Source organism: Paenibacillus sp. FSL R5-0470, assembly GCF_037975205.1.
GTDB lineage: Bacteria > Bacillota > Bacilli > Paenibacillales > Paenibacillaceae > Paenibacillus_AQ.
The window spans coordinates 5,553,538-5,566,639 of sequence record NZ_CP150238.1 but is presented as its reverse complement, the minus strand read 5'-3'; the positions used below and the strand labels follow the sequence as shown (position 1 = coordinate 5,566,639).

The following is a 13,102-nucleotide window of genomic DNA, read 5'->3' as shown; positions in this document are numbered from 1 at the left end:
CAGACAGGAGGATGTAAAGTGATTGAATATACAGGATTGAATGCGCTCGATGACGGATGGGTGATTGCGGAAACAGAGTTTGACGCTAGATTTTTAGGGAAGTTTGAAACAATTTTTTGTCAGGGTAACGGATATCTTGGGCTAAGAGCTGCTACAGAGGAGTCCTATCCGGGTGAACGCCGCAACTTGTTTGTTGCAGGAGCGTTTAACCGCTTTGCCAATCAGGAGGTTACTGAGCTTCCGAATGGCGCAGATATGGTGCAGCTCGATATCCGTCTGAATGGTAAACCATTTCATTTAGAAAAAGGGAAAATTCACAGCTACCGTCGGGAGCTGGATTTACGGCAAGGAGAGCTCCGGCGTGACATCCTCTGGGAGGACGAGAACGGCGATCAGTTTAAGATGACTTTCTTGCGGTTCGTATCGCTACAGGACCGGCATCTAATGGGTATGCGGGTGGAAATCACCCCGCTGACGAAATCCGCGGAAATTACAATTCGTTCCGGTATCAACGGGCAGATGACAAATTCGGGCGCACAGCATTTTATAGAAGGTGAGCGGAGGGTGTTTGATAAAGAGCTGCTCCAGCTTACCGCAACGACATCGGAGTCGAATATTGAATTTGTACATACGTGTGTCCATCAGATGTATGAGGGGGGGGGACGTCTTACAACTGCGCCAGCTCCGAGCATGGATCGCAGAAGAGTTTCACTGACTTACAAGCTTAAAGCGGAAGTAGGCAAGTGCATTACGCTGGATAAAGTGGCTTCGGTGCATACGAGTTATGATAAGGAGTGGAGAGATCGGGGGGCCGCGCATCAAGCTTTGCAGGATACCGCCCGGGAATATCTCAGCAAGAAGGCAGAAAAAGGCTTTGATGTACTATTCAATGAAAACGAGCAGGCTTGGAAAAGTGTATGGGCTAAAACGAACATTGAGATCAAGAGCAGCGACTCCTTTGATCAGTTGGCCATCCGGTTTGCACAGTATCATTTGCTTCTGATGACACCTGCCCATGACAGTCGTTTCTCTGTAGGTGCCAAAGGACTTACAGGAGAGGGATACAAGGGACATGTATTCTGGGACACAGAAATTTTTATTCTGCCATACTTTTTGTATATGGACCCGCAAACAGCCCGTAAGCTGGTGGAATATCGCTATCACACCTTGAACGGTGCGAGAACAAAAGCGCGTGACAATGGTTATCGCGGCGCGATGTACCCTTGGGAATCCGCAGCAACCGGCGAGGAAGAGACGCCAGAGTGGGGCCCTGTAGATATCGTTACCGGAAAGCCAACCTTTATTTGGACAGGCAAAATCGAACAGCATATTACAGCGGACGTGGCATATGGCGTGTGGCATTATTATCAGGCTACCGGTGATCAGGAATATATGGATCGGTACGGATATGAGATTATATTCGAAACAGCGACCTTCTGGGCAAGCCGGCTGGAGTGGAGCGATAAGGAACAGAAGTATCATATCTGTGATGTGATTGGTCCGGACGAATATAAGGAACATGTCTCTAACAATGCATTCACCAACTATATGGCCTACTGGAATATGACAAAAGCAATCGAATGCTCCCGCAAGCTTATGCAAGCGCAAAGCGATGTTTATTTGACTTTGGAAAGTAAGTTGGCTCTAACCGAGCGATTGAAGGAATGGGAGGATAAATCCAAGCAGATCTATCTGCCGCAGCCGGATATGCATTCGTTCATCATTCCGCAGGACGATACTTATTTGAACAAGCAAATTATTGATCTGGAGAAGTACCGTAATCAGGAGCAAGTGGCTTCCATTCTTGCCGACTACAGCATGCCCCAGCTCAGTGAAATACAGGTTTCGAAGCAGGCGGACATTCTCGTTTTGTTTTACTTACTGGAAGACTGGTTCTCTAAAGAGACTAAAGCGGCGAATTGGCATTATTATGAGCCGAAAACGTTGCATGACTCTTCGCTCAGCTTATCCACGCACAGTATGCTGGCTAGCGATGTCAATGAACTGGAATTGGCTTACGATATGTTTGCCAAGGCAGCCCGCATTGATTTAGGTACGAACATGCATAGCTGCGATGAAGGTATTCATTCTGCTTCGATTGGCGGCATTTGGAAGGCAGCGATCATGGGTTTTGGCGGGGTTCGTTCCTGGGAGGGCTCTCTTCGCCTGAACCCGAAACTTCCACAGGCCTGGGAGCGCTTGTCTTTCCCGCTTGCCTGGCAGGGTGAGCGTCTGCAGGTGACGGTTACCCGTGACAAGCTGGAGGTGGAGCGCCTAACTTCAGGATTGGGTGAGCTTACCTTGCTCATTCATGGCTGGGAATACGTGTTGAAGGATCGTATCGTTACAGACTTGAAGGAGGCTAAGTGAAGTGAATAAAGAACATCAGGAGATTCAAGCCTTTATTTTTGATCTGGACGGAGTGATAACCGATACGGCGAAATATCATTATGAAGCGTGGAAACAGCTGGCAGATGAGCTGGGTATTCCCTTTGACCTGGAATTTAATGAGCAGCTCAAGGGGATCGACCGCATGGCTTCCTTGGAAAAAATACTGAGTCAACTACCGGACGGCGGTGCAGCCTTCACTTTGGAACAAAAAAAGGAATGGGCTGATCGGAAGAACAACAATTATAAGCGATTGATTCAGACTGTGGATAAATCTGAAATATTGCCAGGCATCCTGGATTTGTTCCATGATCTCGAGTATGCCGGAATACCGATCGGGTTAGCTTCGGCCAGCCGTAATGCCGGGACACTGCTACGGCAGTTGAAGGTAGATTCATATTTTCATGTGATTGCCGATCCGGAAAATGTAGCCCATGGGAAACCGGCTCCGGATATTTTTTTGAAGGCAGCGGAGGAGCTGGGGGTTGATCCCCATTATTGTGTTGGAGTAGAGGATGCAGAGGCTGGAGTTCAGGCGATAAAAAGTGCGGGGATGTTTGCCGTAGGGGTTGGTGATGCTGAGATTCTGTCGAAAGCGGACTATATTATCTCGGAAACATCGAAGCTATCTTTGTCCGAGATTCAGCAGCATATGGCCGGACGCTAACTTAAAAGTTAAATCTCAAAATACTATGTAAGTTGAACGAATTCGTATGAATAGTTCAGCTTACATAGTTTGCTATTGAAGCAAACCAGGATATGACATAAGATTGATTCGTCATAATACAACAATTTTCTACAGGAGGAAGGAATCTCTTCATGCGGAAATGGAGTCGGTTTCGGGATCGCAATATACGGCAAAAGCTGTTTTTGACCTACACGCTGTTGATGATTGTTCCTCTCGTGGTCATTAGTATTTACTTTTACATATACGCTATGTCTGTTTTTGAATCCCGCATTGTGAAATCGTTTCAGGAGACCAATCAGCAGATGGTATCCACTGCGGACTCGTTTGTTAGCAGCATGTTCAAATCCTCGGAGCAGCCTTTTTATGATGAAAGGCTGATGCAAATTTTGTCGAAAGATTATTCTACTGTAACCTATGAGACTTTTGAAAAAAGTATGGATTACCGCTACATAAGTGACAACGTTTTTAAAGAGTTGATGACATTTAATCCAGATATCGATTCTATTCTGATCTACCCTGTGAATAGTTCATTAATCTACCGCAGGGGTTATGATACGACATTCAATTATAGATATAGTCCGGTGTATGAATCATGGTACCGAACTATTGTGGATAATGCGGAGAGACCCATTCTGGTCGGCATGCACGAGGAGAAACAAATGTATGCCAAGCCTCGTCCTGTACTATCTGTAGGCCGTGTACTAGTGGATGTGGGCACCTATCAGAAGCTTGGTGTGCTGCTCGTTAATTTCCGGATGGATAAGCTTGAGAAGCTATTCAGCGGACTGGATGACAAACAGGATGTAAACCAGTTCATCGTGGATGATGAAGGGATGGTAGTGTTCAGCTCAGATCCGGCCATGATTGGGATGGAATATAGTCAGGTCATGGCAAAAATGAAGCCGGACAATGAGAACTACTATGTTGTTCACGATGAATCCAATATGTCTGGATGGCAATTCTACAGCATCGTTCTTCGTGACAAGCTGCTCGCCGAAAGTAACCAGATACGCAATTTTTCTACACTCTTGCTTCTTTTGTTGATTGTGCTGGGATTCGTAACTGCTTATCTAGTATCCGGCAGTATCTCCAATCCGATTCGAAGACTCAATCGACTGATGCGAAAGGTAGAGAAGGGGGATTTTGATGTTACCGCTCAGCAGGATAGTCTGGATGAAGTAGGGCATCTGTCGCGTACCTTTAACCGAATGACTGTCGAAATCAAAGATTTGATTGAGCAAACCAAGATTGAAGAGAAGAAGAAGCGGAGTGCAGAACTTAATGCGCTGCAAAATCAAATTAATCCGCATTTCATTTATAATACGCTCTCCGTGATTAAATGGATGGCGCAGGCTCAAATGGCGAACAACATTACGGAAACAGTAGATGACATGATCAAAGTTCTGTCCTTTTCCACACGTAATACTCAGGAGTTTGTTTCTATTGAGGAAGAAGCGTCCTTTATACACAGCTACCTGGAACTGCTGCAGCTCAGGTATTTCAATGTGTTTGATTTTGAAATCGATGTTGCACCGGATGTTCTGGAATGCAGAACGTTAAAATTTATGGTGCAGCCTTTTGTAGAGAATGCGGTGTTTCACGGCTTTGCAGAAGATTCCCGTCAATATAACTTGAGTATACGCGTGCAGAGAAAAGGCAGCGATATTCAGTTTACGATCTCGGACAACGGGATGGGAATCTCGGAGGAACAGCTAAGTAGGCTCTTGCAACAGGAAATGTCAGACGGTCAAACGATGAATTCCATTGGTGTGGGCAATGTCTCCAGAAGATTGAAGCTTCATTTTGGAGAAAAGTACGGGGTGACTATAAATAGCGTAAAAGGGGAAGGAACCACCGTTCTTATCCTGATTCCTACCATGGAGCATCCTCAGAACTACGCTGGAACAAGGAAAGAGGGATACGCATGAAAATCATGATTGTGGACGACGAGTCCTTTATTCGAATGAATTTTAAGACATTTGTGGACTGGAAGCATCATGGCTATTACCTAGTAGGCGAAGCTGCAAACGGTAAAGAGGCTTTGGAGAAAATGGATGAGCTTCATCCGGATGTGGTCTTTTTGGATATCCGAATGCCACTGATGGATGGGCTTGAGGTTCTAAGGCAGCTCCGGCATGCCAAACATTCCTGCAAAGTTATTATTCTCAGCAGCCATAATGAGTTTGAGTATGCCCAAGAGGCGCTTAGGCTAGGTGCATGCGATTATATTCATAAACCGAATCTAACCCAGTCCGCTGTATTTGAAGCGTTGGAGCGTGTCCGGGCACAGGTGAATCATCAGCCTGTGGGAGATCATCTTGTTTCTTTACAGCAAAATATGGAGAAGAACCGAAATGAGTTGAAAACGCTTTTTTTACGGGATTTAGCGATCGGTGTTGTTCGTCATGAGTGGGAAATTGAGCAAAAGACAAAGCTGTACGATTTGAATCTGAAACAGCCTAATGTGCTTTGCATCGTCATGTTGATTGATCAGTATGACAAGGTGAAGGAACGTTACAATAAGGGAATGGAGCATTTACTCGGCTTTTCGATCCTCAACATTTTGCAAGAGGTGCTGCATCGGTACAGCGAGCTAGAGCTGTTTCTGATGAGTCCGAACGAGCTGGTTATTATAAAAACGTATTCCGGCATCAGAAGTATGAATGAGATTCTTGAAGAACGCTGGGGACTTATCCGTAAAATTGAAAAGACATTGAAACAGTTTTTGAACATACAAGTTAGTTTTCTTATCAGCGGGCTGCATGCCCGTCTGCTTGATATTCCCAAAGCCTATCATGAAGCTCAGGAATCTGCTGAAATGCTATTTTATGAGGATTGCAGCAACGTTGTTGTCTACGAACCAGGCAGCATCAAGGAAATGAATGATAAGGCACTGTTTACCCTGTTTGAACAGCGTATCCGCAAGGAAATGGATGAAAAGCACGTATCTTCTGCTATCGCCATAGTTCATGAGATGTTTGCTACGATCAAGGATAAGAGATCTTTAGGTCGGCATGCCACCTTGGAAATGTGCGTGAATCTCCACTGCCAGATTCAGTCCCATATGAAGGAGGACAGTGGGGAGGAAGACTATACCGGGATGCAGGAAATTATGTCAGCCGAGCGTTTGGAGCATCTTCATCTGCTGCTGATCCAGGAGTTGGAGAGTCTACAGGAGAGTTATACGGATGCGGCGACATCTACGAACTACAAGATTAAAAGGGTCATTGATTATATTCACCAGAATTACAATCAAGATTTGACACTGAATGAGCTAGCAGGTTATGTCGGTCTGAACAACAGCTATCTGAGTCGTATTTTTAAGGAGCAAACGGGTTCCATGCTGATTCCATATATCAACGGCTATCGTGTGAAAAAGTCTCTAGAGCTACTTAAAGAAGGAAAGCTGAAAACGTATGAGATTGCGGAGAGGGTAGGGTTTAACAGTATTGACAACTACTATATCAGCTTTAAGAAGATTTATGGGCTCCCTCCGAACGAATACCGTAAGACTAGTATGGGAAAGTAAAAAATCACAAAGATATGTAAAGATCCTCTGTTTGCTCTCGATTGCTGTGTAGCTAAGATGAAGATAACACCACTTACGGTGAATCTTCTTAAATAAAAGGGGTAGTGACAAATGAGAAAGAAGTCAGTCCTGTTATTGTGCTCGCTGATGTTGATGCTGTCTACGGCAGCGTGTGGAACCAAATCTAATACCGGTAACTCTGGCAACGGAGCTTCAGACAACGCCGGAGCGGCAAAGCCGGAGAAGCAAGAAACCGTCGAAGTCACGATGGCATACTGGGCTAATGCGTCCGAGCAAAAGAACTTCGAATTTATGGTGGATGGCATTGATAAAGAATATCCGAACATTAAAGTTAAGATGCAAATGTACCCAACCAGTGATGAATTTTGGAAAGCGGTTCCAACGGCGATTGCTGCCGGGGTAGGGCCTGATATCATTGCTATGTCGGATGAAGGAAACTATGAGTATATCAAGAAAGGCGTACTCGCTCCACTCGATGAGATGATCGACAAAGTGGGGTTTGATAAAGAACGTATTACTGGATCGCTGTACAAAGGCTGGACAGATGATAATAAACTTTACGGAATTCCTTATGATTCTTCTACTTCTATGCTGGCGATCAACAAAGAGATGTTTGAAAAGTCCGGAATCACTAAATATCCAGAAACAATGGATGAGGTTGTTGAGTTGGCAAAAGCCATGACTAAAGATGGTGTGAAAGGTATTATCGGCAGTATCGATCCATTCCACATCACTCAATATGTTCACGCTTTCGGCGGAGACTGGGGCTTCGGAAAAACGATCAATTCCAAAGAAAACGTAGCTGGTGTGCAGTTCTTCGTGGACCTTTTCCTCAAAAATAAGGTTGCTATTGCTCCAATCGAAGTAGGGGCTCCATGGGACGGCGAAGTATTCAGTCAAGAAAAAGGGGCTATGTCCACGGCTGGTCCATGGTATGTAGGTCATTTGAAAGAAGCTAACCCTGATATGGGATTGATTGCTCTGCCGATGCCTAAAGGTACGGTAGAAGCACAAAGCGCTTACTCTCACGGCTTGTCGATACTGGACGGCAGCAAGCATAAGGAAGAAGCTATGCAAGTGATCAAGTATGCGCTGCGTGATGAAGCACAATTGAATGCAATTGAGGCAGTTGGATATTCACCGGCAGTATCTTCCCTGCTTCCTAAATATTTGGAGAAGAATCCTGAATTGAAAGCGGTATTCGACAATATGGAAAAAGTCGGTATGCCCTTTGCTTACCCTGAACAAACCAAAGCGTTTCATGCCGATCTGCTTAAAGGCGTAGAGGAAATCATCTTTAAGCAAGACGGCTTGACGGTTGAAAAGCTGCTGAATGATCTTCAAAGTAAATACGGTGAAAACTAGTTATCAAACGGTTGGACTTTGCCATAACCAAAGTCCAACCATTTTTTTCACAATCATTTAAGGAGGTCTAAGGGGAAAATGAAAAAGTCGTTTAACAGTGTCATTTCAAAGATTGTACTCATGTGCTTGTTCATCACATCCATCGGTCCTGTGTACTCTATGCAGGCAGCACCCGCAGCACCTGCTCCTAAGATTAATGAAGGCGTGGTCAATGGCGAGTTTCCACTGAATTTAACACAAACGGGAGATATCGACTGGCTACATTTTAAAGCGGATAATTTGAATCAGCTTCAACGAATTCATAAGGCAGGCCCTAATTCAGTTACCTTCAGTGTATATGGAGATACAGCAACTGAGGGCAAGTTGAACAGAGGCACCGATGCCGATTACATGTCCTATACCTGGAGTAATGGTATGCCAGGATTTGAATATGGATTAAATGACACTGGGACGGGTTTATTTTATCCAAAATCCAGTCGAGACAAAGGAAGCTATAACAATGTTGGCTGGGACATTGAAGTAGCAGCGCAGCCACAGGATTCCACCCTAGTATTTGGTCTTGGGTTATGGCAAGCGGATGTAGATCTCAATATCTATACTGACGAAGTACTTTCGGTAACCCGAAGCGTATACGGCGATTCTGTTTCCAAGAACTATAAATATCAAGTTAACGTGCCTGCGAATGTGAAGCTGAAAATTGAAGGGCGTTTGACAAAGGTTGTCGCGAAGAACGGAAATATATCATTCTCTGGACTCGCTTTAAGCAGTATGGCACTTGCGGATAAATTGGCGCTGCAAAATGAATACAACCGAGTTAGCAATATGACACAAGGTCTTTATACAAATGAGACGTGGCAAGTTCTGGTGAATACGCTGGCAGCTGCCAAGCTTATGCTTGATCGAACAGAGGCAACGCAGACGGAAGTTGACAGCGCTATCAATGCTTTGGTAGCAGCGCAGCTTGGTCTGGTGAAGAGAGAATCGAACATTGTAATCGATTTTACGGATAAAGCGTTCAAGGAGTATACTTTCGGTGCAAAAACCGATCAACAGGACAGATATCAAACCTTCACAGTGAAGGAAGCTGTTGATATGAAGTATGTTCAGGTCAATGTCAAAAGATATAAAGAGCCTGTGAGCGACTTGATTATCAAGTTGCATGCAGTAAACAGTGAAGGGCTGCCGACTGGAGATCCGCTAGTCCAAACGACAGTGGACAAAAACCGGATTGTGGACGGAGGACTCACTACTGCGGAGCTTAGCTACAGTCTCCTTCAGGATACGCGATATGCGCTCGTTCTCACTCAACAAGAGCGGGGCTCCGGGGAATACCGCTGGGTCATTATGTCCAAAAACTTTGAATCTCAAAAGGAGTTCTTTGGTAAATCGGCATCAGGTGTCTTTAAATCTGAAGCAGGTCTGGGCACGGGCATCATGAGAATTGTCAAAGAGGGTAACGTGGATCGGGCCCCGCTGCAGGGCTTGATTGAAGAGCTTAAGCAATATAACAGACAACTTTACACGCTCCAGAGCTGGTCTTCCTTGGAGATAGCATTGAGCAGCGCTCATGAGCGCTTGAACGATGTGGATGTTAAACAGGCAGAGCTTGATACGGTATTAAATCAGGTGCAAACAGCCTTTAATAACCTAGTGCTAAGTACGAACCTGGATGTAATGGCTAAACAGATGAAGACAATCAGCCAAGCGGCCCTGATTGGCTACACCAGCCAGTCGGCAGATGCTTTGCATCAAGCGATCCAGGAAGCACAAGCTTTGAATATCGGTGCATCCGAGCAAGAACGGATCAAGGTGTATTCAAAAGTACTGAATGCAATGGATGGATTGCAACTGGAAATGAAATATCAGTACGAATTGAACCCTAAAATGACGGCTGGTTTTGGTTTTGAGGGTGACAAGAACGCCACGCTGGCTTTCCTTGACGGATCCTATCAGATCGGCGGAACCCGCCCTATGCAGAATGGGTTTGTGGCAACGAAACAAATCGTTACGTTCGGTGCCACAAATACGTCAGGCATCAAATGGTATAATGCCGAAGGCTATCTGCCAGTCTTTATAAATGAGTTTACCAAAGATAATATGGACTATAGAATTGAATCGTTTGGCAACAAGCAGACGGTAGAAAGCAAGGACTACGTGATTAATTATTCCAGAATGACGGTTACCAATCATTCGGATGAGACGCGCCTGCTGCCGGTTGTATCTGCCAATCTGGTTCCGATGAATCAGGCTGCAAACGAAGTTTATACGATCAAACCTGGTGAGACTGTTGTCAGAGAGTTTGCTATTGAAGGGGATAAGTATGAATATTTCGATGCGGGAAAAACGAGCTTTACATCCTTAACGAGAGAGCAAGTGTCGAAACTAGGTACGTTTGATAGCAACTACAGTGAGATGAAATCCTACTGGAATAACAGACTGTCCACAATAGTTGATATCGATCTGCCGAATAAAGAGCTGGTCAATGCTTTTAAAGCAGGCTACATTTACAATATGATTATTAAAGACGGCAATTACCTGCATGTGGGTGAGAATGGTTATGCCAGACTTTACTCTCACGATACCATCGGGATTGTTGTTCAATTGATTCAGAGCGGTGACTTTGCACACGCAAGAGAGTATCTGGAAAGCATACCTCTTACCGGTGGAATTAACATCGAGACCGGTCAAGTGGATCCGAACCTGTTCTGGGATGCCAACTGGAAGCTTCCGTGGACGTATGCTGTATATTTGAGCAAAACCGGCGATACATCCTTATTTGATGAAAAGATGAAAGCGGATGACGGATCAGAGGGTACCGTTTTCGATAAGCGGGTAAAATTCGGAGCAAGAAGCATTGAAAGCGACCGTGCTGGAGATGGCCGAATTATGAAAGAAACGAAAGCCATAGATTCATTGGGCTATTGGACGATTGACAATTACTCCGCTCTGACAGGATTGGCATCTTATGAATATATTGCGCGTGAGCTGTATAAGGTGAAAGGAGAGGCAAGTTATCTGGCAGAGGCGGAGTGGGCTAACGCTCAATACGAGGATCTGCTCGCTGCTTTTACGGATAAATTGCAAAAAACAATTACCGACAAAGCACTAAACTATATTCCTGCATCTGTTGTGCAAAGTAATGACGAGAACCGGATGAAGGACTCCCGTGATGCCAACTGGGCTTCCATGTTCCTCTTCGGAAGATGGCTGTGGGATGGATATTTGTATGGTGCGAACCAGCCAGAGGACAATATCAACCTGACGATGCTAGATGATACTTATACCTATGGTATGGATCGACGCGTCAAGGAAGGGACAACCGATTCTATTTATAACTTTGGCGGTTATCCGCATGGCTTTTACTCCAGTGCGTATAACGCCGGTTACGGTAGCGCCGCGCTTCGCGGTGAGAAATACAGAGACATGGGGATTAAAGCTTACGAGTTTATGATTGAAAACTCCATGAGTGGACCGTTTAGTTGGTGGGAAGGCGTAGCTTACCCTACCGCAGAATCTAGCCCTTGGACGGCAACCAATGATGAACTTGGTGTGCGTAGTACGCCTGGCGGTGGCGGATCGGCCCAGCATATGTGGGGGCAGGCCGTCAATTCAAAGGTATTGGTGGACTCGCTGATCACTGAGCGTATCTACGATCAGAACACAAAATACGAAATTATTGTGGGACGTGGTATTCCTAAAGAGTGGGTTACGGATGCCGATAAGAACAACAATGTGGTAGTGGATGTTCAGAACTATCCTGCATTCCAAGGTGGAAGAGTAGGATACAATGTGGTTAGAAAAGCAAACCAGCTTGTGGTTACATTTACGACCAGTCTGGAGCAAGCCAAGGCTGATACGAGCAATGCACAAATCAGCATTCAATTGCCTAGTATGGTTAACAACATTCTGGAGTCTTCTGAGGGTGTTGTTGATAACGCCAAAGGTATCGTTACCGTTCCGCTCAGTACAAAAACATTAGCAATCACTTTGAGTGATCTACCTAAGCCTACCGATGTAGAGCTTGATAGAGAGGAGCTTACCATTGGATTTGCTACCGGCGACTCCAGTGACTCGGTAACCCAAAACGTGGTGTTGAGAGCGGAAGGAAAGCGCGGTAGCTCAATCACTTGGTCTTCAAGCGAACCGAATATAATTTCTAATACGGGTAAGGTGAAGCGCCCGACTGTTTCTACTCCAGTGACGTTGAAAGCAATTTTGGAAAAAGACGGCGTTCAGGTTGAGAAGACGTTTGTTTTAACGGTTATCAAGGCAAATGAAGATTCGGGCAATAACGGAAACAATAGCAACAACGGTAACAATAGTAATAATAGCAACAGCGGAAACACCAGCGATAATGGTAATAACGGGAACACCGGAAACAACGGAGGTTCGGTTCATCTACCGAAATTTCCGGACATTTCGAATCACTGGGCATTCGATTCTATTGTTACCGCAATAGAACGTGGAATTATCAAGGGTTATGAAGACGGAACATTCCGTCCGAATGCTGTGGTGAAACGCAGTGAGCTGATGGTTATGCTTGGCCGTGCGTTGAAACTCTCGGATACGGATACTACAACTCTTCCGTTTGAAGATGCAACTAGCATTCCGTCATGGGCGAAAACTTACATCTCCAGTGCAGTCAAATCTGGACTTATTAAGGGATACGAGGATAATTCTTTCCGTCCTGATGGTAAGGTGACCCGGATCGAATTTGTAGCGATGGTTGCACGTGCACTCGATTTGAAGAGCGGTACGAAGACAAGCTTGCCTTTTGCTGATGCTGATCAAATTCCTGCCTGGGGAAAAGATTATGCAGCAGCGGCATATGAGGCAGGTCTGATCCAAGGTAAAGGAAATGACCGATTTGCTCCAAATGATCCGGTGACGAGAGCGGAAGCGGTGACCCTGCTTTTGAGAATGTCTAAATAAGATTAGAATAATTTAGTTGGATAAACAAGTTAGAGGCTTGCGGGTAAGATGCAAGCCTCTTTTGATTTTACAAAGCACCTGTTTTTTATGAGGATTTTGGGAATGATGAAGCAGTCTGCTATACTTTTGTGGTAGCGCTTGCTTCTGAAGCGTGAATTTAGGTTAAGTAAGATTAATGA

General features: G+C 45.1%; 6 protein-coding genes. All 6 read left to right on the top strand.

What is annotated here, in order from left to right:
• Positions 1–18: 18 nt before the first annotated feature.
• Entirely contained in the window at positions 19–2,370 is a 2,352-nt protein-coding gene (locus MKY99_RS24600; protein ID WP_339266846.1) for a glycosyl hydrolase family 65 protein, read from the top strand.
• A 1-nt stretch (position 2,371) separates the two neighbouring features.
• Positions 2,372–3,055: a beta-phosphoglucomutase gene (gene pgmB / locus MKY99_RS24595; protein WP_339266845.1), complete on the top strand. Its 684-nt coding sequence runs from the start codon at positions 2,372–2,374 to the stop codon at positions 3,053–3,055.
• Between the two features lie 152 nt (positions 3,056–3,207).
• Complete coding sequence (locus MKY99_RS24590; RefSeq protein ID WP_339266843.1) at positions 3,208–5,004, top strand: sensor histidine kinase; 1,797 nt, start codon at positions 3,208–3,210, stop codon at positions 5,002–5,004.
• A complete protein-coding gene (locus tag MKY99_RS24585) occupies positions 5,001–6,605 on the top strand; it encodes a response regulator (protein WP_339266841.1) in 1,605 nt (534 codons plus the stop codon). The genes MKY99_RS24590 and MKY99_RS24585 overlap by 4 nt, the downstream gene beginning before the upstream one ends.
• Positions 6,606–6,716: 111 nt before the next feature.
• Positions 6,717–7,991: an extracellular solute-binding protein gene (locus MKY99_RS24580; protein ID WP_339266839.1), complete on the top strand. Its 1,275-nt coding sequence runs from the start codon at positions 6,717–6,719 to the stop codon at positions 7,989–7,991.
• Between the two features lie 78 nt (positions 7,992–8,069).
• Entirely contained in the window at positions 8,070–12,923 is a 4,854-nt protein-coding gene (locus MKY99_RS24575) for an S-layer homology domain-containing protein (RefSeq protein ID WP_339266837.1), read from the top strand.
• Positions 12,924–13,102 lie beyond the last annotated feature (179 nt).

Excerpts from the sequence above, each read along its gene's own strand:
- MKY99_RS24590 (WP_339266843.1), top strand. The coding sequence starts at position 3,208 with ATGCGGAAATGGAGTCGGTTTCGGGATCGCAATATACGGCAAAAGCTG.
- MKY99_RS24585 (WP_339266841.1), top strand. The coding sequence starts at position 5,001 with ATGAAAATCATGATTGTGGACGACGAGTCCTTTATTCGAATGAATTTT.
- MKY99_RS24580 (WP_339266839.1), top strand. The coding sequence starts at position 6,717 with ATGAGAAAGAAGTCAGTCCTGTTATTGTGCTCGCTGATGTTGATGCTG.
- MKY99_RS24575 (WP_339266837.1), top strand. The coding sequence starts at position 8,070 with ATGAAAAAGTCGTTTAACAGTGTCATTTCAAAGATTGTACTCATGTGC.